The sequence below is a fragment of the Simkania negevensis Z genome, from assembly GCF_000237205.1.
In the GTDB taxonomy this organism is placed as follows: domain Bacteria; phylum Chlamydiota; class Chlamydiia; order Chlamydiales; family Simkaniaceae; genus Simkania; species Simkania negevensis.
Map to the genome: position 1 here is coordinate 956,587 of NC_015713.1, position 21,321 is coordinate 977,907.

Below are 21,321 nucleotides of genomic sequence, written 5' to 3' on the forward strand. Positions count from 1 at the left end.
CTATCCTCCCGCAACAGGGGGAATAAAAATAACTGAGTCTCCCTCAGAAAGGAGGGTATCCCAAGTGGCAACTTTGGAATTGACAGCCACTTTGATTTGAGACTCTGAGAGGCGAAAGCTATGGAGAGCCTTCAGCATGTTGAAGAGCTCTCTTACTGTATTTTTCTCAAACTCCACAGTTTCTTCAGGAACACCTCTTTCCTGTCTAAGAAGCGCATAGTATATAATATGAATTTGTTTTATCATGGGATCCTTTGGATTGGTGAAATCTGGCAAAATTTACCCAAAACTTAAGTTAGATCGTCTTGTGAGAAGAAGAGTTTACAACTCTGCAAAAAGTTCTTCATTTCTTTTGAAATGAGATGAGAATATCTAGGTCTTCTCATCTCACTTCTAGTAGTGTTTCAATTATTGTTCTTTACAAGCCGCAGCTTCAGAAATAACTTTCATAGATTCTGGGTTAGAACAAGGCCCTTTACCGCCTGCAGCAACAATCTTTTTCATCTCTTCAGGTGAAAGCTTAGAATGCCACTTTTCGTTGACGGCTTCTTGAAGATCTTTTTTAGAAAATGTGTAGTGTTCATTTTTAAGGATCTTTTCTTTTTGATCGGTTTTCTTAGCACTTAGAAATTGGTTTCTAAAGTTAGCATCTGTTTCAACACGATCTAGAAATTGTTTTGCATTTTGTTTACTCATATAATTTTCCTAAGATTTATAAATACCTAAGGTATCATCAATTTTATTCTTTTCAGGAGAAAGGTTAGAATACCAATTCTCATTCTATGCGCAAGGTCTCTACGCATCTCACTCCTGTAGTTTTTCAATTATTGCTCTTTCAAAGCCACAGCTTCAGAAATAACTTTCATAATCTCTGGGCTAGAACAAGGTCCTTTACCACCCGCGGCGACAATTTTTTTCATCTCCTCAGGGGTTAGATTAGAATGCCATTTTTCATCAACGGCTTCTTGAAGATCTTTTTTAGAAAATGTGTACTTTTCCTTTTTAAGGATCTTTTCTTTTTGTTCAGGCTTTTGACAACTGAGAATTTGATTTCTAAAGTTGGCATCCGTTTCAACACGGTCTAGAAATTGCATAGCTTGCTTTTTACTCATTTAAGAGTCTCCTAAAAAATTTAATGAAAGGAGGGAGAACTTTCAATTTTGCAAAAGTCCTCCCACTTTATGATTTTATTCTTCTTTTGCTACGGGACAGGCACAAACAACTTTCAGGATATCTGGATTAGAACAAGGACCTTTTCCACCAGCAGCGACAATTTTTTTCATCTCTTCAGTAGAAAGCTTAGAATGCCACTTTTCATTGACGGCTTCTTCAAGCTCTTTTTTAGAAAACGTATAGTGTTCTTTTTTAAGGATCTTCTCTTTTTGCTCTGCCTTTTGACAGCTAAGAATTTGTTTTCTAAAGTTAGTATCTGTTTCAACACGGTTTAGAAATTCCATAGCTTGTTTTTTACTCATGAAACGCTCCTTGTAGGGTTTGAATATTGAGAATTTGTGTAGCATTTTGCTCGCTCACGCCAATCTCCTTTGGACGTAATATTTAATTTTCGTTATTAAGAAAACGAGATAAAGGTCGCAACAAAAAAAAGATTTTTTTTATGAATTGTATTTTATTTCGGGGAAATTCTTATCAGGCGAAGAAAGGATATTTTAAGGGAACTCATCGGATTGTAAGTCCAGAAGAAACATGGGAAAAAATTGCCCCTTTGACTTCCCAAATTGGTGTAAGTCGAGTGGCGAATGTGACAGGGTTAGACCGGATAGGGATTCCGGTGACTGCTGTGATTCGTCCTGAGGCATTGACACTTTCAACTTCATCAGGAAAAGGACTCGATTTGTGTACATCTCTTGTGTCTGGACTTATGGAGTCTCTTGAACTTCATTGCGCTGAAGAAGCTGACCTTTCCTATTTGCACCTTCCTTATCATGAACTTTCAAAAAGAGTGAAGACCATTCCAATTGACAGACTCCCGCTTAGAAAAAACTCTCTTTTTCGCCCTGACTGGCCTGAAAGATGGACGATTGGATGGGATCTCTTCAATCAAGAAGAAGTTGCAGTGCCTTTACTTAGTGTGATCCATAATTATAAAATTGTCAGACAAGAACCTTCTGAACTTCACTCTTTTGAGATGACCTCGAATGGGTTAGCTTCGGGAAATCATTTTTTAGAAGCTCTTGCAGCTGGCATTTATGAACTCATTGAGCGAGACGCGATCACATGTCACATGTTTGCTTTTGAAACTGTTAAAGCAGCTCTTCCTCGAGTGTGTCTTGAGACGATCCGTTTTTCTAAGGTGCAACAGGTGATCGAAAAGCTCAAATGGGCAAGATTTCAATTATTGCTCTATGATTGCACAATTGATACTGAAGTTCCCGTTTTTATGGCGACGCTTTACGATGAGACGATGCGTCATACTCGATTATCTCAAGGGTATGGCGCTCATCTGGACCCCGAAGTCGCAATGATCCGAGCCATTACAGAAGCTGTCCAAGGCAGTACCATTGGGATTGCTGGCTCAAGAGACGATATATTTTTCTCACAATTGAAACAAGGAAAGCAATCTGACTCAGAGCAAACGATCACTGCATTAGAAAACCAGCCGGCAACGGTTGATGTCTCTCAATTAGAGTCAGTTGCAACGTCAACCCTTGAAGAAGATGTGACCCTCTTAATGGAAAAAATCCGAAATGTTGGAATTACGCAGCTCCTCGTTTTTGATTTGAGCAAAGAAGATCTTGGCGTTTCTGTCCTTCGCGTGATTGCTCCTGGATTAGAGGGGTATTTTTCACATGTAGCTTCGGTTCAGCGCGCGAAAATCTTTGCCGAGAAGCAAAAACCTCATGCGCGGAAAAGTCTTCTTTCACTTAAACAAAGTCTTCATCTTCCTGCAGGAGGGATCTAATGCACTTTAAGCCCGATGAGATCATCATTTTTCTTGGACCCTCTTTGCCTCTTGAAGAAGCGCAGGGAATTTTAGATGCTCGCTATTTCCCTCCTGCTAAACAGGGGGACATTTTAAGTGTCACAAATCGATTCCAACCAAAAGTCATTGGACTGATCGATGGTTTTTTTTCCCAGTCCCTTTCTGTGTGGCATAAAGAGATCCTTTTCGCGCTCAGCTCTGGAGTTATTGTTCTAGGAGGAAGTAGTATGGGTGCTTTAAGGGCTGCAGAAACAGCTGCGATGGGAACAGTGGGAGTTGGAGAAATATTTAAGCTGTACCAGAGCTGGGAAGTCAACGATGATGACGAAGTCGCTTTGATTCATGGTCCAGCAGAAGAGCGATATCTGCCTCTTTCCCTTCCGATCATAAATGTTCGTTTTACTCTTAGGAAGGCTGTTGAAGAGAAGAGGCTTTCCGAAAAGGTTGCGGCGCAATTTTTAGAGATAACAAAGTCAATTCACTATTCGGAAGTAGATATTGAGAGAATTTGCTTGGAAGCAAAGACCCGAGGGGTAGAGGAAGAAAAAATTCAGCAAATTTCTTCGCTTCTCATCGACCATTATGTTGATCAAAAAAAAGAGGATGCACGTCTTCTATTGCAGAAAGTAAAATCTCTAACTTCTAAGGATCTACCTGAGAAAAAGCCTTATCCTCGTAGTGTAGTATTTAATGTTCTCTATGAATGTGATCAGCGTCCCTTCTACCCCGACTCTGAAGTGACATCAAAAGAAATTGCACTCTATGTTGCTCTGCACCACTCAAAATTTCAAGAGCTTCAATTTCAAGCTTTAAACCAATCAATGGCATGCTTTCTTGCTGAATTGTTGAAAATTCAAGTTTCTCCTGAAGAAATCGATAGAGAAAAAGCGCGCCTCTTTTTCCGTTTGCAACTGAGCGATTCTGAAGAGCAGGAGCAGTGGCTAAAAAAGAATCACTTCACAGAAGAAGATTTTGAGGAGTTTATCGAGGAAAGGGCTAAAGTAAGAAAGCTGCAGCGCGCAATGAATGTTGAATCTGTACCAAGAAAGCCGATTACAGCTCTTTTAAAAGAGCTGAAGTGGAGTAACTCTTATGAGACTTGGGCCAATAAATGTGTCTGCCAAGAAGATCTACTAAAAAAGAAAAATGCTTGTTTCTTTGAAGCAACTCATACAGAGTTGCACGAAGAAAAATTGGTTGAAACTCATTTGAAGGAAACTTCATGGGCCCCAGACATTCCCTATGATGAATGGTTTGTAGAAGCTGGCTTTGAAAATCTTTTAGAATTGAAAAACGAAATGGTGAGATCGAAGCTTGCCAGGGATGCTCTAAGAGAACTTCTACTTTTTTAACCCAAATAGATGATCCGATCCACAATGTTTTTAAGAGGCTCTGGGTCATGAGTGGTAAAAATTTGCGTGATGGGAAGTTTTTGAAGGTTGTCGAAGATGCGCTTTCTTGAATCCGGATCAAGCTCGCAAAGTACTTGGTCAAGAAGGAGAATTGAAGGGGTGGACGCAAGTCCTCGAACTAGAAGAAGTCGTTGCCGTTCTCCTGAAGAGATAGAGATTCCCCGTTCAGGAAGAAGAGTTGAAATTCCCATCGGATAAGTTTCTAGATCTTTTTGGAAGTCTGCGAGCTCTATTGCGCGCTCTATTTGTTCCATTGTAAGGGTTCTTCCTACTCTGATGTTATCGTAGATCGTTCCGGCAAAGATTCCTTCAGTATCGAAAATGGTTCCTATATTTTGACGTACTTTCTGAAGGTTTTGATTTTCTAAAGAGTGACCATCAAAAAAAATAGTTCCTGAATGAGGTCGTTCAAGCCCCAAAAGGAGGCGGATCAAAGTGGTTTTTCCAGATCCTGGTGCTCCAACAATCGCAACTTTTTCTCTAGGAGCAATGCTTAGAGAAAGATTCTTGAAAAGAGAGGAGGGGGATTCTTGATAGTGGAATGTGACTTTGTCAAAACGTATTTCTCCCTTAGGAGAAGCAAGATGAAGGGATTGGCGGGATGGAGAATGATTTTCGTGAAAGATTTTTTCAGACTGTTTCAAAAGGCGCATTGAGTTAGTGATTTCAAGAAGCGTTCGGGTAAGGGTGTCGAGTGTGACGCAAATGACAATGAGAGCAAGGTAGAAGGCAAAAAAATCGCCTATTCGTGGAGCTAGCCAACCAACTGCGATGCCTAATATATTAAGCGACAATAGGAGGGGCGGCAGAGACAAATAGATCAATGTGAGAGATATTTGAGTGCTTCCAATGATTCTTTTTCTCTTTAAATTTTGATTCAGATGCATTTTCAATCGTTTATAAATGATCTTTTCCTGCCCCCAAGATCGGACACTTGTCATCCGACTGAGAGATTCACTAAGAAAAGAACTCGCTTCTTCTTCTTTTTTTTGAATCGTCTCTTTAATCCGGTTGTTCGTGTGGATTAGATGATAGACATTCCAAAATGCTACTCCCAAGAACGGAAGAGAAACAAGTGTGAGTGAGTAAGAGAAATAGGCCATTGCAAACAAGTAGAGAAGCGAAAAACAGCTAGAAAAGAGAATTTGAGGAGTGAGGTGGCCAACACCTTGTCTTATTGTTTCAAGGCCCATAATTTTTTGGAAAATTGAGAGTTTGGTTTCCCTTTTGAAAAAAAAGGCAGGAAACTCAAAGATTTTCTTCCAAAGCATGGGCTGGACACGGTGGGCAAAAAAACCGTCAAGTCGGAGTAATCTTCTATTGCGTATATAGATGAGAATAGCCCAACCGATAGCAGCAATCCCTAGACCTATGGCTAGAGACCATCCTAGGTCAGGAGTCCCTTTATCGTAAACGTCGTTAAGAACCCACTGCATAGCAAGTAGTGGAAGAAGGGTAAGGAGGGTTCCACATAGAGTTAAAAAGGCGATCATTCCGATCTCCTTTTTTCTTTCTTTTGTGACGGAAAAGGCAAGCTCTTTTAGCCCTTTCACCTTTGGCGGAAGTGGAGGGTAAAAACAAAAGGCTCTATTTTGCAGCTGTGTGGCTTCATCTTTACTCACTCTGGTTGACCGATTTTTTTTCGAGTTGAAAATGCGATATCTTCCAGAGAATGTGGGAATGAGAATAACGGGTTTATCGGTATTTTCTTCAAATGCGAGGAGAGGGATTGATCCTTGTTTCCACCACCCGTTTTTTAAGACGACCTTTTCCATTGGAATATGGGAATGAGAGCTAATTTGTTCGACAATTTCTTCTTTGGTTTCTCCTAATTGAGTGGGAGCTGTAAACTCGAGCTGGTAGAGTTGTCCCAAATCATTGCATGCTTTGAGAATCTCTTTGTGGGGTGCAGTCATACAATTTCCCCCTGACTTAAATGGAGGACTCTGTCACATTTGTCTAGGAGAAATGTATCATAAGTAATGCATAATAAGGTGCATTTTATCCTGCGAAGCTCTTCGATCACTTTTTCTTGCTGAGGGCGAGACAAAGCATAGAGCCCCTGATCGATAATGAGAAGAGAAGGGTTTTTCAAAAAGATGCGGGCAAGATCGAGCTTTTGCTTCTCACTTTTTGAAAGGTTTTTTCCTTCTTCCATGACCCATCGGTTAAGTTGAAGAGAGTCACCAATTTTATCCCCGACTTGATAAAGGGTTTCATCTGTGATGTCGGCATTCCAAAAGGTTAGGTTATTCCGCAAGGATCCAAGAAAGAAGATGCTTTCGTCTCCAAGCCAAGCAACAGTTTTACGGAAAAATTCTCCATTCAGTTCCTCGAGGAGATTTCCACCATAGAAGATTTGTCCTTGTGTGGGTTGATACAGCGCAGCAGCAAGTTTTCCCAAAGTAGATTTTCCAGAGCGTGTTGGGCCTGTAACACCTAAGCATTCATGAGGGTTTAATGAAAAAGAGACGTTTTTTAGTAGAGGAGGAGAGTGGGGATAATAGCTGTAACTCACATCTTGAAAGGCTAGACTGTTGATAGGACATTTTTTTGTGCCTTCAAAAGTGAAAAACGTGTCGGGCTCTGTGTGTGTCAAGTCATTCACTCTACAGACGTTTCGTTTCATCAGATTGATCATTTCAGAAAGAGAGAGGAACTTGTTTAGAGGGGCTAAGAAAAGAATTAAATAAATTTGGAATGCTGCAAGGGTTCCGAGAGTGAGTTTTCCGCTGAGAACCTGTTCGGTTCCTATCCCAATGAGCAAGGCTGTTGAGAAAAATTGAATGAAAAAAGGGAAAACGATGAGCAGTCTCTCTTTTTTTCCAATCGTTTGATCGGTGTTTAATAAGTAGGTGTAATGTTTAATCCACTTGTGGAAGAAAAATTGCTCCGATCCGACTGCTTTGATGGCATCAATTGAGTGCATCTGTTCGAGGCTTGCTTCATCGCTTTGATTTCGAGCTCTTTCCCATGTATCATAGAGGGCAAGGCGGCTTCTTGAAACGGTCTGCAAGACGAGAAGGCTAAGGAAAGCCCCAAAGATAGTGACTGAGGCTACGAGAGGACTATAGGAAAACATGATGGCAGCATAGAAAATAGAGAGAGTTAATTGAATAAACGTGGGGACGATTTCTTCGTAATATCTTTGGCTGAACTTTCCAATTTCCTTGATCCGATCAGCAATTTCTCGTGGGTCCCTTTGTCCAAAAAATGTGAGGGGAAATTTCAAGAGTTGTAGAAGATATCTGGATGTCATATTTCCTGATATTTTGTGTGAAATTTTCTTCAGAAAAAAACTGTGAAATCCATTGAGCGCAGCACCTAGCGCAATTGCAAATATCAAGAATCCTAAACACTCTATTTTCCAATCCACTGCATTCGAATAAGACATGTGGTTGATAAAGATGCGCAAAGTAATGGGGACAGCCAAAGTTGGCAACAAAAGGAGAAGACCGCTGAAAAGTAAAAAGAGGTGCGCAGAGAAATATTGCTTCAATTCTTTTTTAAATCTTTGCCATATTCCGATCTTAAACGAAGATCGCTCAAAATTTTCAGTGAGTTCGAAAAAGATCGCAATTGCGCTAAAACTCGATTGAAATTCATCTTTTGTATAGACAACTGGGCCATGTTCTGGGTCGTTAATGTAGACTTTATTCTTCTTGATCCCCTCAAGAACAACAAAATGGGATCCTCTCCAGAGCAAAATGGCAGGCTTTTTATGTTTTTCTAAATGAAAAAGGGTTGTACGCATTCCTGTTCCTTCTAGCCCATAGAACTTTGCAGCATCGATAAGGCTGGAAATGCTACTCCCATCTCGTGAGACAGCGCAACGATGTCGAAGTTCTCCTAAAGGTAGAAATTTGCGGTAGTAGCCCAGAATAATTCCAAGAGCTGCCGCGCCACATTCAATAGCTTCCATTTGTAAAAGTAATGGGGTACGAACTTTCCATGATCGAGCAGCATCTGAGGAAAAAAGGTGTCTCATTTTTTTCAGAAAATTACTCAGCATTTTTCGAACTAAATAAGTAAGAAATGATATTCTTTTTCTCTACAGCAATTTTAAAGTAGCAAGGAGTTCCAATCTGAATGGGAAAAGGGGGGCCTTTGTCAGATGTCCATGTATAGCCACTTGCCGTGTTTTGATCTTTAATGAGATCAATAACAATCAACTTCAGTAAGTCTGTTTCTTGAGCTGTGCTGACGATATTGGCGATGGGAAAACGTCTTACCCCTTCTTTTTTCCAAAAGGGGATAAGAGCGGCTACTTTTCCTTTTAATCGTCCATATTCAACTGGGTTGGCTCCAGCTAGATACACTTCTACACTCATCCCTACATGGACTTGCTCAGTAGCAAGGGAAGGGACGATTCCAGAAACTTGCAATCCTTCGTTTGGTAGAAGAGGCTTTTGAATCCATAAAAGAGGTTGCCCGCTTTCCACAGGCTCTCCACCAACCACCTCTAAAGCAAATGCTTCACCTTTTGTTTCTGATTTTACGATATCTTGAGAAGGCATTAACTCAATAAGAGGTGTTCCAATCTCGACTTTTTCTCCCCAATACGTAAAAACACTTTTGACAGTTCCCGAATCGGGTGCAGAAACAGGAATGGTTTGACTGGGATTAAAGATGAGTCCCTGTCCGTTCACTCTTATTGGAAGGTATGTAAAAAAAGAGTAAATGAATGCGGCGATCATAAGGGCACAAAAAAAAGAAAGGACTACCCAATTCATGGGCGAGACTAATGCTAAGGGTTTCTGATCGTCGTCTTCTATGGATGAGCTCATACTTGGGAAATAGCATGATTGTTAGGGTATCGTCAATGACTATCCCATGCTGCGGACTTGGTTATGACAGGATCTTCTAGAGAATGTTTTCTTTTTGGAGGGCTTCTAAAAAGAGAGGATGAGATTCATAAACGTGACCTTTGATGCCTAGCTTTCTTGCGGCATGAACATATTCGGAGATGTCATCGATGTAAAAGCATTCATGAGGTGGTGCGTTTGCATGAAACAGAGCCTCTTGGTAAATCTCCTTTTCTGGTTTAACACGGTGAACCTTATACGAGAGGATAAGGTGATCGAAAAGGGGGAGAAAATCATAGTGTTTGGAAATATACTGATAATGAGCTTCATTCGTATTAGATAGCAAGATGAGGCGGATTCCCTTTGCTTTGAGCTGTTTCACAATTTGGACCATTTCGGGGCGTGGTGTGAAAATATCACAGCCCGCTTCTATGAATTTAGTAAACTCGAACTGAACAGGGGAATGCTCAGACAACATGTTATAGAGATCTCTGCTCGAAACTTCGCCTCTTTCGTACTTGATTCCGATTCCCTCTTCAACAAAGAGGCTTTTTACTTTTTCAATAGGGAGTTGAGCCGTCGTTGCAACTTGGCTGAGCATCTTTTCAAAACTAAAGGAAATGAGAACATTTCCCATGTCAAAAATTACCGCAGAGTACTTTCCCATTTTTTTCTTTCTCCTTTGTGACTTTGCAACCAAATGGTACAAAGTTTAAAGTTATCTCGATGTGTGTCGAGGAATTTGAGAGCCTCATCGATTGAGGGATAGGTCATTAGTGCAGTGGCTAGGGCATCTGCCATCAAGCAAGTAGGAGCTTTGACGGAGACGGTATCGAGAGTTGTTGTGGCTTCTTTCGTTTGAGGGATCACGATGTGGGTGCAGAGCTTTCCTTCAATTTCTGTGGATTGTTCTTGGACGCCACTGGTGGCTAGGGCCATATCTAAGGGGATGGGTGTGTCTTCAAAGCTCGGAAGAGAGACATTCCAACTTCTTCCAGAAGGGTGTTTTCCGAGTGCGCGGATGTCGCCACCCCACTCGACGTAGAGATTCGAGTATCCTTTTTCATGAAGTTTTTCAATGAGGGTGTCAATGGCAAATCCTTTGATCAGACCGTCGAGGTCAAGCAAGGTCCCTTCAATGAGCCGTCTAGCAAGTCCTTGCTCGAATGAGAAGGTTTCCCATCCTACGGGAAGAAAATCAAGAGAAGGGGGGCGCGCGTGGGTTTTAAGGGCTTCTTTCCAAACGCTTGTGACTGCGCCATAAGTAGGATCAAAATGCCCATCTGTGAGAGCGGTGATGCTTTTGGCTTCTTGGATTAGACTGAGCAACTGAGGGGAAATCGGATATGTTTCGCCAACTAAGAGGTGATTGATTTGTGATAGCTCTGAATGAGGATTCCAATGATTATAGTAGAGATCAATTGCTTCAAAAACTTCTTCTAAGATGCGGAAGACATCTTCTTTCTCATGTTGACTAAGGGCATGTCCGATATGGATGTGATAGTCGTGTGTATGAGCATTCCCGTGAAAGTGAGTTGTGGTTGTCCCTTTGCAGCCGGACAAAAGCAGGAGGAGTAAAAAGAGAATTATATGCATCGTAATTTGTAGCTGAGTAGAGTGTTTGAAAGTAACATGGCAATCGTCATGGGTCCCACTCCGCCAGGAACGGGTGTAATAGCAGAGCATTGCTCTTTGACGGCTTCAAAATTGACGTCCCCAACGATCTTTTTATCGACCCGATTGATTCCCACATCGATCACAACAGATCCTACTTTCACCATCTTGCTTTCGATGAAATGGGCTTTTCCAATGGCAGCTACTAAAATATCTGCTGAGCGGCAAACTTCGGTCAAGTTTTCAGTGCGACTGTGTGCAATCGTGACTGTTGCATTCGCATAGGGTTTTTTTTGGACGAGCAGAGCAGCTAAAGGCTTTCCCACAATGTTACTTCTTCCTACGATCACAACGTGTTTGCCTCCTGGATCGATAGCGCTACGCTCTAAGAGCTGCATGACGCCGAGAGGTGTACAAGCGGCAAACCCTCCTTCTTCACCGAGAAGAAGTTTTCCAATGTTCATGGGGTGAAATCCGTCGACATCTTTTTCAGGCTTGACTGCTTGAATAACTTTTGACTCAGAAATATGAGAGGGGAGAGGTTGCTGCACAAGAATTCCATCGATCTTTTCATCCTCATTTAGCACAGAAATATGCTTTAAAAGAGCCTCTTCTGACACAGAAGCGGGGAGTTCTAAGACTTCAGAGTAGATACCAGTTTCTAAACACCCTTTCTTTTTCATGCGGACGTAGGCCTCTGAAGCGGGATCTTCACCTACCAAAATGAATGCCAGTCCAGGCTTTCTCCCTTTAAGGAGATTGATTTCTTGTTTTAGCTCTTCACGAATTTCTTGAGCGATCCGTTTGCCATCGATGAGGTTCATTCTTTGTTTGATTTCTCCAATGTCGCTTTGATGTTTTTTAGAATTTGATCATGCAAAATTCCGTTACTCGCGACAATGGGGCCTTCTTCGAATGTTTTATACCGTTCGCCTTTAAAGTTGGTAAAAGTTCCACCTGCTTCTTCTAGGATGAGTTTGCCTGCAGCATAATCCCAAGGACGGAGAGAAACTTCCCAAAATCCATCATACCTCCCCGCGGCAACATAGGCCAAATCAAGTGCAGCTGAGCCAATCCTTCGCAGAGGGATTCCCATTTTTGCGAAAGTATTGAAATGGTCTAAACAGCAAAGGGGATTTTCATGGACATTGTAGGGGAAGCCTGTAGCACAGATCGCACTGTCTAAAACCGCGGTCTTTGTGACCTTGAGGCGCGTACCATTGAGATAAGCTCCATTATTTTTCTCGGCAATAAACAGTTCATCAACCATGGGGTTGTAAATTGCGCCTGCCAAAACTTCATTTTGAACAGCAGCGGCAATACTCACTGAAAACATCGGGATGCTATGGACGAAGTTGACTGTTCCATCTAAAGGATCGATGATCCATTGAATACCTTCTCGGGCCTCTCCAGATTCTCCACTTTCTTCAGCAAGGAACCTGTGCTCGGGAAAATGGGTTTTGATGAAATCAATAATGAGACGTTCTGCTTTGTTGTCCCACTCTGTCACGAGGTTGTGGCGTCCTTCTTTTGTGGTAAATTCTGGGGATGTTCCAAAGGCTTTTTTGAGCAATTCTCCCGCCTTCATGGCAGCAAGAGTTGCAACCATTGTGAGGCGAGAACGGAGAAGGTTTGGTAGATCTAACTGTTTATCCATATGAGGTAAACTATTTTACAGGCTCTTTATTTTTCTTTTTAGTTTCTTTCCTGAAAAAAAGAAAGCGAAACCATTGTCGACGAAGAAAATAGTACAACATAAGGGGGCAAGAAAACCATAAAAAAGCATAAAAACCATCAAAAAGAGGCATGATGAGGAAGTCGGTTGCTGCTCCTTTCCATGTGAAAGGGATCTCAATCCCAAATATGTTGAGCAAAAGACGTTCTACGAGGGTCGAAACAACTGAGAAGAGAACTGTGAAACTGCTCACACCAAGCGCTTTTTCGACGAAAAAAAGGCGGAAGCGGTAAAGGCAAAATGTTGCAATGACATACACCAAAGCATGAAATCCAAATGGGGCAAGAGTAGAAAGAAGGTCCATGATGAGCCCACATCCAGCTGCGAGATAAAAGGCCCGTGTCAGAGGATACCGATTAAAAGCGATGGTGAGAAACGGAGCGAAAGGGATGAAGGTATATCCAGGGAGGAGAGCAGAAGAATAAAAGGTAAAAAAGAGGCTGATGAGAAAAAAAGGCCAAAGAGGATATTTTTTCATCGCGTTTGCCAACTCCAAGTTGTCTCAAGGAGAGTTTTTAAGGAAGAAAGTTTAGGTTGCCAGTTTAAAACCTCTTGAGCAGACTTGCTTTTAGCAAGAAGGCAAGGTGGATCTGCCGGGTCTTTTGGAGCAACTTTTAGGGGGAGTTGGTATTTAAGAGTCTCTTGAAATGCCGTGACAATTTCTTCGACTGAAAATCCTTGTCCTGTTCCGAGGTTCAAGATGAGATTTTCTCGATGGTCCATTAGGTACTTTAGAGCTTTGACGTGAGCCTCGGCTAAATCTGAAACATGGATGTAATCGCGAATAGGAGTGCCATCATAGGTTGGATGGTCTTTTCCAAAAAAGGTAAAAGAGTCTCGTTTTTTTAAAGCGGTATCGATCAAAATGGGGATGAGATGGGTGGCCGGGAAATGACTTTCGCCTAGTTCTCCTTCAGGATCTGCTCCAGCAGCATTGAAGTATCTCAAGATGGCTGTCTGTGTGCGAGGTAAAAGTTGAACGAGTTTTTCCCCGATGAGTTTAGTTTCTCCATAGACATTGATGGGATTTTTGGGATAATTTTCTTCGATAGGAGTTTTTTCAGGCGTTCCATACACTGCGCAGGTACTCGAAAAAATCAGATAAGGTATTTCAAAATTCTGAACCATTTCTAAGAGATTTGCAGTTCCCCCTACGTTCGTTTGAAAGTAAGTAAAAGGGGTTTGCTGACACTTTCTGGCATCAGTACGCGCTGCAAAGTGCATGACGCCTATGGGGTTTGTTTCTTGGAGGACTTGCCTGAGTCTTTCCTTATCTTCAAGTGAACCTTTGAAGAGAGGTCCCCATTTGACCGCCCACGTGAATCCGGTAGAAAGGTCGTCGTAAACGATAGGTAAAAAACCTTCTCGGGCTAAAGCTTTACAGACATGGCTACCAACGAACCCCGCTCCTCCTGTGACGAAGATCGGTTTCATTTAGAAAGCTCCTTTAGAAAAAAGAACACAAGGGATGGTTTTGAGGATCAGGAACAGATCGAAAAAGAAGGATTGCTTTCCAACATAGGCAGAGTCGAGTTCGATTCGAGCCTCATAGGAAAGATGATTTCTGCCAGAGGTTTGCCAAATTCCTGTGATCCCTGGCTTCACAGAGAGGATTGTATCGGCATATTTACGGAATAGACCATCGGGATTTTCATCGAGCTCTTCGATCATGTGAGGGCGGGGCCCAACGACACTTAACGAGCCTTCGAGCACATTAAAAAATTGGGGCAGTTCATCAAGTGAGACGCGACGTAGAAATTTACCTATAGGAGTGCACCGAGGATCTTTTTTGAGCTTTTGGAAAATTTCCCACTCTTTTTTCATTTCAGGGGAGTTTTCGATGAGTTTTTTTAGACGGATATCGGCATCGAGATACATAGTCCGAAACTTGTAGACGGTGATGATTTTTCGATCTTTGCCAAGTCGTTTAGCGAGATAGAGGACTGGCCCTTTAGAATCTAACTTAATAAGGAGAGCAAGGAGGAGAAAGAGGGGAGAGAGTGTGACTACAACAAGTAGAGAAAAAAGAACATCAAATGCTCGTTTGAGTAGGGGGGAAGCCGATTTTTTTTGGGCTGCAGATATCGAAGTATGATTCATCGCATCGATTATATTATTCGAGGTAGGCCCTACTGTGTCAGATTTTTCAATAAAAATCCAGGGTTTCAATAATTCCTACTCTTCTGCTAAAGTTTGCATAAAAAAAAATAGGATTTCTCATGAAACGGTTTCTTCTAGCTCTCATGGCCCTTTTTTCGTCAGCAGTTCTTCATTCTGAAGAACTTATTTACCGCATTGGGAAGGGAACGCTTGAAGAAAGTGCACAAGGGACGATCCTTCGACTTGAAGGGAAACCCTATGAAAGAGGAGTTCAGCATGGAACATTGCTCAAAGAAAAGATTCAGGCAAACGTTGAGGGATTTATCGATGTTCCTGGGCTAGATCAAAGTCCACGGGTGAAAGCTTTTCATGCCCATCTTTCAACCTTACTCTCGTCTATTCCTTCTCATTACCTTGAAGAAATGCGTGGAGTGGCATATGGGGCAGATGTTCCGTTTGAAAAGATTTTGATGCTCAATTTGTTTCCTGAGATGTTTCATTGCATTGGCATAACGGTCCAAAATGAAGCCACATTTGATCACTGTCTTTATCATGTCCGCGTTCTCGATTATGGAGCAATTCAAGGACTGCAGCATAGCGCAATTCTCATGGTAGTGAAGCCAGAAGACAAACATGCCTTTGTATCTGTTGGATATGCTGGGTTTATTGGAAGTGTGACTGGAATGAACGAAAAGAAGATTGCTATGGGAGAAATTGGTGGCGATGGTTATGGGTACTGGAATGGGATTCCGATGGCTTTTTTGATTCGGGAAGTTTTAGAAAAGAGTGGGACTTTAGAAGAAGCGAAAGAGCTCTTAAAATCCTCTCCAAGGACCTGTGAATACTATTATGTACTCTCGGATGGAAATCAGGAAAAAGCAGTGGGTGTCTATGCCACAGCAAGTCAGATTCAATTCATTGAGCCAGGCTCTTCTTACGCACTCATGGCGCCTCATGGATTGCCAAAAAACTATGGGGAAAACGGAGTTGATGATAAGTTTTTCATGTCGTCATTTGCGCCATCGCAGTCAGAATTTCAGTTTCGTGTCCATAATGAGGAAGGCAATCTGATTGCACTTTTTAATCATCAACCTGAGCATTGCATTGTTTTACGGGGATTTGGATATCCTGAGCGCTACACAATTGTTGCAGAACGGATCCGTGATCTTTATGGAAAAATCGATGCAGAGCATTTGCAAGACATCATCAAAGCTCCTGCGACAAATGAAACCAATTTGCACAATGCGATCTTCCGTCCGTCAACGCTTGATTTGTGGGTGTCTCATGCGGGAATAGATGGAACGCCTGCTAGCGAACTTCCGTATGCAAGTTATCATCTTCCTGATCTATTGAATCCCTAGGTGGGCTGATGAGTCTACTTAGAATAAGGTAAACTTGGGAATAAGCTTGCTTTAGAGCTTCTTTATCTTCAGGAGTTAGCGTAAGTTGAACAGGACTATTTGTTGCGGTATAAATAGAGCTTCCCAGATCAAAATAAGTAAAACCGAGCTGATATGCATGTTTTAAAACTGTGACTTCTGCGCTCGTAAGTTCTGAAAGGACCCTTTCATCGTACATGAACTGAATCAGTCCAGGAACATCTTTTGGCATCTTTTCTAAAAACCAAGCATATTCCTTAGGCCAATGGCATCGACTTTGAATGTCTCGGACAATACACAGTTTGAGAGTCTTTTGAATCGGAATGAGTAAGCTTTCGTTTGTTGCTTGCATGAAAGGGGAGTAAAGAATCGTTCCGGAATCGAGGTCAACTGGCGTATTTTCTAAGCCTTGAACTGTTTTTTTCAAGACATTCAAATCGACCGTTTTTACCTCGTAGCCCTCATCTTGAATGCTCGTCACAGTCTCTAGAGCCGTTTTTTGACTGGAACTATCTGAGTCGATTAGATGAGAATAATGTAGGGGGCTAGCAGACCTTTCTCGACTGGGGTCTATCCAGGAAACGGGATCTATGGGAGAAGAGCTAGGGGTAAGAAATTTTGCTATCTTTTCTGGTTCTTCTCTCTGTTTAAGATTTATATTGTCACCGCAGCCAACGACTGTGTGTCCAGCATAGGGAGAAGGAGAAAATAGGTGAATCGATACTGCAATACTCATACCAAGCATTTTAGCATGATCTCAATGTTATCTTACATCTAAAAAAAAGATTTTACACATTATGTGTAAAATCTTTTTTGAATTACAGTTTATTTAGGATACGCTGGGTATCAGCAAATGCTTTAGAGAGCTCTGCTTTATCTGGTACGACAAAGGTTATGGGGTTTGAATCTTTATCGGCTGAGATAACATGCTGCGCTGTTTGAAAATAAAAGAGTCCTAGTTTGTAAGCTGCTTTAAGGTCTCTGATGTCATCAGGAGTAAGTTTAGGAAGAAGCTTTTTTTCAGCCATATAATCGATTTGCTCTGGGACTGTGCGAGGCATTTTAAGGAGAAGTGTAGCATATTCTTCCGGTTGGAGTTTTTTTGTTCGAATTGCATCAACGAGGACTAAGTCTAACTTATATTGGACAGGACGAAGCAAAGGATATTTTGTCGCTTTTCTACCCATTCCAGAATAGGAAAGCTCTCCTGTTGATAAATTGACATCTCTCGTATCAGCTCCACTGATCACATCATTCATTTGCTTCGTATGAACTTTAATGAATTTATCTATAAACTTGCGACGATTTGAGGTAGTCATGGATTGAAGTTCATTGACAAATTTCAGAGTCAATTCTCCCCTTTGCATTTCACTTCCATGAAGTGGAAGATTATGCATAAAACGAGAAGGGCAAACCACGTTTGTAATATTACATACAACAAGTGTTTCTTTTGAGAGGTCTTTCCATTCAACACGGTGATCAATTTTAATTGCGTCTTGTGCTACAAACTCTTCAACTCGCTTTGTAACTTCAGGTTTTGTCTCAGCATCACAGATGATGAGAAGCTCTACTGGAGATTCATTCCGATTTGCTTTTTCTAGCTTTCCATCGCTTCCGCTGGTGTAAATGAAAATATTTTGAGGCAAATCTAGTTTTGCTAAATCGCTTTGCATTCTAGCAACATCGAATTCGGTGACATGTTTGACAGTCTCTGTATAACTGTCATATTTGGAGTCCCTGTAGCTTTGGAGTGCGCCTTGGGGGTTAGCAAGAAACGTTTGCGCTGCTAAACTTGCTAATGATGGGATCCTCATTTCTGTGGCCATCTGTGTTTTCCCTCTTCCGCCCCCTAAGTTAACTTGTAGCACCTGTCTAACAGGCGCAGCCTTTACATTTTGGCTAAAATTTCCTTGGTATTTTTGTAGGCTTTAATGAGCTCTTCTTTGTCTGGGATAGCGAAACAAATTGGTTTTTTGTCAGGTTCAACTGAAAATAGGTGTTGTCCAGTGTGGAAGTAAAAAAGACCTAATTTGTAAGCTGCTTGTAAGTTAGTGACATCTTGCTGTTTCAGCTTGGGAAAAAAGCCTCTGTCAAACAGGTATTGAATTTGCTCAGGGACAGCTTTAGGCATTTTAGTGATCAATTCTGCATACTGTTCAGGTGCCATTGATTTTTTTTGACGTATATGATCGATGAGAACCAAATCTAAGGTGTATTGGATGGGCCTTAACAACGAATATTTGGTCGCTTTTCGCCCTTTTCCAGAGTAAGAGATGATTCCTTGTGCTAAGTCGACGTCTTGAGTATCTGTTCCTTTAATTACTTCGCTTAATTGTTTGGTATGAAGGGTGACAAATTTTTTACGAAACTTTGTACGATTGTCTCCAGACATTCCTTGGACTTCTTTAATAAATTTCTCATTCATTTCGTCGAGAGTTTTTTGATCTCCAACAAGAGCTGTTTTATGCATGAAACGAGAAGGAATGACTGTTTTCGTGCAACTGCAATAACTTAAATCTTCAAAAGGAGGTTTCCACTCAGGTTCTTGGTCGATTGTATGAATGCGGCTTTTTACAAATTGATCGATCTGACCTTCGATTTTTAACCTATCTTCAGGACTGCAAAGAATGACAATCTCAACTGGAGATTCAATGCGGTTGGATTTTTCCAACTTGGCATCGCTTCCTGTTGTATATACTAGAACGGTGTTGGGAAGTTGAAGTGTTGAGAGGTCTTTTTTTAGCCCTTCAAGATCAAACTCTGTCATCTGAGCTACAGTGACAGTGAATTTATCGTATGAGCTTTTTCTGAAACTTTGAATACATTTTTCAGGCTGATCTAAAACTATTTGTGCAGCCATCATTGCTAATGATGGTAAATTAGTTTTAACTGACATTATCTTCCCACAATCAATGTTAATATTATTTAATGCTATTATTATAATATAATTAAATATAATTATAAATTACATTTATTATATATGATTGTAATCAGTTTGTTATTAAGCCTTTAGGCTTAAATTTTTTTAGGGAATAAATTGCTAGAATAGAGTCTAATTAGATCTGTAAAAACATTTTTTGAAAACTTCGGTGAGTTGAGGAACTGGGCTCGAGAGGAGATCTAGTTCTGATAGAGCCTCTCTCAAGCAGGCATTGGCTTTTTCTTGAACTTCCTCTTCTGAATAGAGAGTCAAGGCAGAGGCCTTTTGCTTGCTCTTATCAGATCCGATGGGTTTTCCCAGCTTGCTTTCATCACCAATCACATCGAGCAAGTCGTCGACGTATTGGAATCCAATGCCTAAAGCAAAGCCAGCATTATGGAGGTGGATTTGGTCTTCAGAATTTAAGCCTGCGATGAGAGCTCCAAACTCAAGTGCTGTGGCGAGGAGGGCTGCAGTTTTTTTAGAAAACATCAGGGTGAGTGTATCTGGATCGATCGATTTGCCTTCGTGCAAAATATCAATCACTTGTCCACCGATCATCCCTTCTCCGCCTGCTCGCTTGGAAAGCAATTGAATTAGCCGAAGTTTGGTTTCAGATGAAAGATAGGGAGCTTGAGACAAGACGTCAAAAGCGTAAGTTAATAGGAAATCTCCAGCAAGGACAGCCTGAGCTTCACCATACACTTTATGCAAGGTGGGCTTGCCACGCCGTAGTTCATCATCATCCATACAGGGGAGATCATCGTGGATGAGAGAGTAAGTGTGGACCATTTCGAGTGCACAGGCAGGATCGATTCCCCATTCAAGTGGGCAATCAAAGTCTTCTAAAGCGGCAAGGAGGAGGAGGGGGCGGATCCGTTTGGCTGGGAGGAGAAGAGAGTAGCGAGCAGCTTGATAGAGAAGTAAGTGTGGAGAATTCACAACGGGAATAATTGCTTGGAGCCTTTGCTCAATCAAATCTTGATGACGAGTAATCAAATCTTGGGTCTTCATAGCGGCTTACCTTGTTATTGCCCCTTGTTTTGAGGTCTTGCAAGAGATCTGTGGAGAGTTTGGGGATTCCAATTCCATAGTACCTAAATCCTTTGATGGCCATTTCTCTTGCTTTGTACTGGTTGCGACCATCAAAAAAAGCATTGCCTTTCATTTTAGACAAAACTGTTTTTAAATTGACAAACCTAAATTGCTTCCACTCAGTAACCAGGGCAATGGCATCAGCCTGTTCTGCTGCATGATACTCACTGAGACAAAAGTGAATGTTTTTTTTGTGGCCGAGTAATTCTTTAACTTTTGGAAGAGCTAGAGGATCAAACAGGCGTAAGATGGCCCCATTTTTCAAGAGAGAGTCAATGAGTTTTAGTGCAGGTGCTTCGCGGATATCATCTGTATTCGGTTTGAAGGAAAGTCCCCAAATGGCAATTGTTTTTCCTTTCACTCCACCCTTTTTTGCAAAGTGGTCGGAGATTTTTTCGCTCAGGACATTCTTTTGTCTCTCATTGATATTGTGGACAGCTTCTAAAATGGGAGCGTCTAGCCCATTTTGATTTGCCATTGCAATCAGTGCGCGGATATCTTTGGGGAAGCAAGAGCCTCCATAACCGGCACCAGCATAGAGAAAATGGTAACCGATGCGGGAGTCGCTGCTCATCCCATGACGAACATCGTTGATATTTGCTCCTAGTTTTTCACAAAGGGCTGCGAGTTCGTTCATAAAGGAAATACGCGTTGCTAGCATCGCATTGGAGGCGTACTTTGTCATTTCTGCAGAAGGGAGATCCATGATGTGGATACGGTCGTGATTTAACGTGAAAGAGGAGTAGAGTTCTCTGAGAAGATTTATGGCTTTTTCACTGTCAGAGCCAATGATAATCCTGTCAGGTTTCATCGAGTCGCTGATTGCTGAGCCTTCTTTGAGAAATTCGGGATTGGAAGCGATATCAAATGAAACTTTCACTCCGCGCTCATCGAGTTTTTGCTGGATGAGTTTTTGAATGTGTCGAGCAGTTCCTACAGGTACGGTTGATTTGTTGACGACAACAAGGGAGTGATCTAGATACTCGCCGATGGATGTTGCAACAGCCTCGATAAAAGAGAGATTTGCAGACCCATCTTTATGAGGAGGCGTTCCGACTGCGATGAAACAAACGTCAGCATTCTTGAGCCCTAGAGCATAATCGGTGGTGAAAGAGAGGCGCTTGGCATCTTGGTTGCGACGCACAAGCTCTTCGAGTCCAGGTTCGTAGAAAGGAATGACATTTTTTTTGAGGCCGTTGATTTTATTCTCATCGATATCGAGACAGGTGACATGGTGTCCCATTTCTGCGAAGCATGTTCCTGTTACAAGACCAACGTAACCAACGCCAATAACTAAAATTTCCATGCTAATAAGGGTAC

22 protein-coding genes are annotated in these 21,321 nt (G+C 41.7%); 3 read left to right on the top strand and 19 right to left on the bottom strand.

Annotated features, from left to right (window positions below; translation table 11 throughout):
• The 4 genes from SNE_RS04995 to SNE_RS05010 form a co-directional block, all read right to left on the bottom strand.
• Positions 1–246, bottom strand: coding sequence for a MoaD/ThiS family protein (locus tag SNE_RS04995; protein WP_013943266.1), 246 nt, complete (start codon positions 244–246; stop codon positions 1–3).
• Between the two features lie 162 nt (positions 247–408).
• Positions 409–696: a Nif11-like leader peptide family natural product precursor gene (locus SNE_RS05000; RefSeq protein ID WP_013943268.1), complete on the bottom strand. Its 288-nt coding sequence runs from the start codon at positions 694–696 to the stop codon at positions 409–411.
• Between the two features lie 128 nt (positions 697–824).
• On the bottom strand, positions 825–1,112 hold the full coding sequence (locus SNE_RS05005; RefSeq protein WP_013943269.1) for a Nif11-like leader peptide family natural product precursor: 288 nt from the start codon (positions 1,110–1,112) through the stop codon (positions 825–827).
• 75 nt (positions 1,113–1,187) lie between these two features.
• On the bottom strand, positions 1,188–1,475 hold the full coding sequence (locus SNE_RS05010) for a Nif11-like leader peptide family natural product precursor (protein WP_013943270.1): 288 nt from the start codon (positions 1,473–1,475) through the stop codon (positions 1,188–1,190).
• Positions 1,476–1,615: 140 nt separating this feature from the next.
• Here SNE_RS05010 and SNE_RS05015 point away from each other — a divergent pair, with 140 nt between their 5' ends.
• Together SNE_RS05015 and SNE_RS12230 are read left to right on the top strand one after the other, a co-directional pair.
• Complete coding sequence (locus SNE_RS05015; protein WP_013943271.1) at positions 1,616–2,920, top strand: YcaO-like family protein; 1,305 nt, start codon at positions 1,616–1,618, stop codon at positions 2,918–2,920.
• The gene (locus SNE_RS12230) at positions 2,920–4,293 is read left to right on the top strand and encodes a TfuA-like protein (RefSeq protein ID WP_013943272.1); all 1,374 of its coding nucleotides are present in this window, start codon (positions 2,920–2,922) and stop codon (positions 4,291–4,293) included. Before SNE_RS05015 ends, SNE_RS12230 begins: the two co-directional genes overlap by 1 nt.
• On the opposite strand, the gene SNE_RS05025 is transcribed toward SNE_RS12230, so the two are convergent.
• From SNE_RS05025 to SNE_RS05070, 10 genes are all read right to left on the bottom strand, one after another.
• The gene (locus tag SNE_RS05025; protein ID WP_013943273.1) at positions 4,290–6,269 is read right to left on the bottom strand and encodes an ATP-binding cassette domain-containing protein; all 1,980 of its coding nucleotides are present in this window, start codon (positions 6,267–6,269) and stop codon (positions 4,290–4,292) included. The two genes, SNE_RS12230 and SNE_RS05025, sit on opposite strands and share 4 nt — an antisense overlap.
• Entirely contained in the window at positions 6,266–8,341 is a 2,076-nt protein-coding gene (locus tag SNE_RS05030; RefSeq protein WP_158307210.1) for a peptidase domain-containing ABC transporter, read from the bottom strand. Before SNE_RS05030 ends, SNE_RS05025 begins: the two co-directional genes overlap by 4 nt.
• 13 nt (positions 8,342–8,354) lie before the next feature.
• Positions 8,355–9,140 (bottom strand): HlyD family efflux transporter periplasmic adaptor subunit, encoded by a 786-nt coding sequence (locus SNE_RS05035; RefSeq protein ID WP_013943275.1) that lies wholly within the window; start codon positions 9,138–9,140, stop codon positions 8,355–8,357.
• Positions 9,141–9,216: 76 nt separating this feature from the next.
• Positions 9,217–9,825 carry an HAD family hydrolase gene (locus SNE_RS05040; RefSeq protein ID WP_013943276.1) on the bottom strand — a complete coding sequence of 203 codons (609 nt, stop codon included), beginning with the start codon at positions 9,823–9,825 and terminating at the stop codon, positions 9,217–9,219.
• Complete coding sequence (locus tag SNE_RS05045) at positions 9,804–10,754, bottom strand: FAD:protein FMN transferase (RefSeq protein ID WP_013943277.1); 951 nt, start codon at positions 10,752–10,754, stop codon at positions 9,804–9,806. The genes SNE_RS05040 and SNE_RS05045 overlap by 22 nt, the downstream gene beginning before the upstream one ends.
• On the bottom strand, positions 10,745–11,596 hold the full coding sequence (gene folD, locus SNE_RS05050; RefSeq protein ID WP_013943278.1) for a bifunctional methylenetetrahydrofolate dehydrogenase/methenyltetrahydrofolate cyclohydrolase FolD: 852 nt from the start codon (positions 11,594–11,596) through the stop codon (positions 10,745–10,747). The genes SNE_RS05045 and folD overlap by 10 nt, the downstream gene beginning before the upstream one ends.
• Entirely contained in the window at positions 11,593–12,429 is an 837-nt protein-coding gene (locus SNE_RS05055; protein ID WP_013943279.1) for an inositol monophosphatase family protein, read from the bottom strand. The genes folD and SNE_RS05055 overlap by 4 nt, the downstream gene beginning before the upstream one ends.
• Positions 12,430–12,439: 10 nt before the next feature.
• Positions 12,440–12,985 carry a hypothetical protein gene (locus tag SNE_RS05060; protein WP_013943280.1) on the bottom strand — a complete coding sequence of 182 codons (546 nt, stop codon included), beginning with the start codon at positions 12,983–12,985 and terminating at the stop codon, positions 12,440–12,442.
• On the bottom strand, positions 12,982–13,941 hold the full coding sequence (gene galE / locus SNE_RS05065) for a UDP-glucose 4-epimerase GalE (protein ID WP_013943281.1): 960 nt from the start codon (positions 13,939–13,941) through the stop codon (positions 12,982–12,984). Before galE ends, SNE_RS05060 begins: the two co-directional genes overlap by 4 nt.
• On the bottom strand, positions 13,942–14,676 hold the full coding sequence (locus SNE_RS05070; protein ID WP_013943282.1) for a sugar transferase: 735 nt from the start codon (positions 14,674–14,676) through the stop codon (positions 13,942–13,944).
• Between the two features lie 50 nt (positions 14,677–14,726).
• Between SNE_RS05070 and SNE_RS12235 the strand changes: the two genes are divergently transcribed.
• The gene (locus SNE_RS12235) at positions 14,727–15,968 is read left to right on the top strand and encodes a C45 family autoproteolytic acyltransferase/hydolase (RefSeq protein ID WP_013943283.1); all 1,242 of its coding nucleotides are present in this window, start codon (positions 14,727–14,729) and stop codon (positions 15,966–15,968) included.
• Here the strand turns inward: SNE_RS12235 and SNE_RS05080 are convergent.
• The 5 genes from SNE_RS05080 to SNE_RS05100 form a co-directional block, all read right to left on the bottom strand.
• Complete coding sequence (locus tag SNE_RS05080; protein ID WP_148258958.1) at positions 15,916–16,722, bottom strand: hypothetical protein; 807 nt, start codon at positions 16,720–16,722, stop codon at positions 15,916–15,918. The genes SNE_RS12235 and SNE_RS05080 overlap by 53 nt on opposite strands.
• Before the next feature lie 82 nt (positions 16,723–16,804).
• Positions 16,805–17,812 carry a hypothetical protein gene (locus tag SNE_RS05085; RefSeq protein ID WP_013943285.1) on the bottom strand — a complete coding sequence of 336 codons (1,008 nt, stop codon included), beginning with the start codon at positions 17,810–17,812 and terminating at the stop codon, positions 16,805–16,807.
• Between the two features lie 62 nt (positions 17,813–17,874).
• Positions 17,875–18,882 carry a hypothetical protein gene (locus tag SNE_RS05090; protein WP_041418802.1) on the bottom strand — a complete coding sequence of 336 codons (1,008 nt, stop codon included), beginning with the start codon at positions 18,880–18,882 and terminating at the stop codon, positions 17,875–17,877.
• Positions 18,883–19,038: 156 nt separating this feature from the next.
• A complete protein-coding gene (locus SNE_RS05095; RefSeq protein ID WP_013943287.1) occupies positions 19,039–19,920 on the bottom strand; it encodes a polyprenyl synthetase family protein in 882 nt (293 codons plus the stop codon).
• Positions 19,877–21,307 (bottom strand): UDP-glucose dehydrogenase family protein, encoded by a 1,431-nt coding sequence (locus SNE_RS05100; protein ID WP_013943288.1) that lies wholly within the window; start codon positions 21,305–21,307, stop codon positions 19,877–19,879. Before SNE_RS05100 ends, SNE_RS05095 begins: the two co-directional genes overlap by 44 nt.
• Between the last annotated feature and the right edge of the window lie 14 nt (positions 21,308–21,321).

Excerpts from the sequence above, each read along its gene's own strand:
- SNE_RS05030 (WP_158307210.1), bottom strand. The coding sequence starts at position 8,341 with ATGAGACACCTTTTTTCCTCAGATGCTGCTCGATCATGGAAAGTTCGT.
- SNE_RS12230 (WP_013943272.1), top strand. The coding sequence starts at position 2,920 with ATGCACTTTAAGCCCGATGAGATCATCATTTTTCTTGGACCCTCTTTG.
- SNE_RS05000 (WP_013943268.1), bottom strand. The coding sequence starts at position 696 with ATGAGTAAACAAAATGCAAAACAATTTCTAGATCGTGTTGAAACAGAT.
- SNE_RS05055 (WP_013943279.1), bottom strand. The coding sequence starts at position 12,429 with ATGGATAAACAGTTAGATCTACCAAACCTTCTCCGTTCTCGCCTCACA.
- SNE_RS05025 (WP_013943273.1), bottom strand. The coding sequence starts at position 6,269 with ATGACTGCACCCCACAAAGAGATTCTCAAAGCATGCAATGATTTGGGA.
- SNE_RS05090 (WP_041418802.1), bottom strand. The coding sequence starts at position 18,882 with ATGTCAGTTAAAACTAATTTACCATCATTAGCAATGATGGCTGCACAA.
- SNE_RS05035 (WP_013943275.1), bottom strand. The coding sequence starts at position 9,140 with ATGAGCTCATCCATAGAAGACGACGATCAGAAACCCTTAGCATTAGTC.
- folD (WP_013943278.1), bottom strand. The coding sequence starts at position 11,596 with ATGAACCTCATCGATGGCAAACGGATCGCTCAAGAAATTCGTGAAGAG.
- SNE_RS05080 (WP_148258958.1), bottom strand. The coding sequence starts at position 16,722 with ATGAGTATTGCAGTATCGATTCACCTATTTTCTCCTTCTCCCTATGCT.
- SNE_RS05015 (WP_013943271.1), top strand. The coding sequence starts at position 1,616 with ATGAATTGTATTTTATTTCGGGGAAATTCTTATCAGGCGAAGAAAGGA.
- SNE_RS05085 (WP_013943285.1), bottom strand. The coding sequence starts at position 17,812 with ATGGCCACAGAAATGAGGATCCCATCATTAGCAAGTTTAGCAGCGCAA.
- SNE_RS04995 (WP_013943266.1), bottom strand. The coding sequence starts at position 246 with ATGATAAAACAAATTCATATTATATACTATGCGCTTCTTAGACAGGAA.
- SNE_RS05005 (WP_013943269.1), bottom strand. The coding sequence starts at position 1,112 with ATGAGTAAAAAGCAAGCTATGCAATTTCTAGACCGTGTTGAAACGGAT.
- SNE_RS05040 (WP_013943276.1), bottom strand. The coding sequence starts at position 9,825 with ATGGGAAAGTACTCTGCGGTAATTTTTGACATGGGAAATGTTCTCATT.
- SNE_RS05045 (WP_013943277.1), bottom strand. The coding sequence starts at position 10,754 with ATGCATATAATTCTCTTTTTACTCCTCCTGCTTTTGTCCGGCTGCAAA.
- SNE_RS05060 (WP_013943280.1), bottom strand. The coding sequence starts at position 12,985 with ATGAAAAAATATCCTCTTTGGCCTTTTTTTCTCATCAGCCTCTTTTTT.
- SNE_RS05100 (WP_013943288.1), bottom strand. The coding sequence starts at position 21,307 with ATGGAAATTTTAGTTATTGGCGTTGGTTACGTTGGTCTTGTAACAGGA.
- SNE_RS12235 (WP_013943283.1), top strand. The coding sequence starts at position 14,727 with ATGAAACGGTTTCTTCTAGCTCTCATGGCCCTTTTTTCGTCAGCAGTT.
- SNE_RS05010 (WP_013943270.1), bottom strand. The coding sequence starts at position 1,475 with ATGAGTAAAAAACAAGCTATGGAATTTCTAAACCGTGTTGAAACAGAT.
- SNE_RS05095 (WP_013943287.1), bottom strand. The coding sequence starts at position 19,920 with ATGAAGACCCAAGATTTGATTACTCGTCATCAAGATTTGATTGAGCAA.
- galE (WP_013943281.1), bottom strand. The coding sequence starts at position 13,941 with ATGAAACCGATCTTCGTCACAGGAGGAGCGGGGTTCGTTGGTAGCCAT.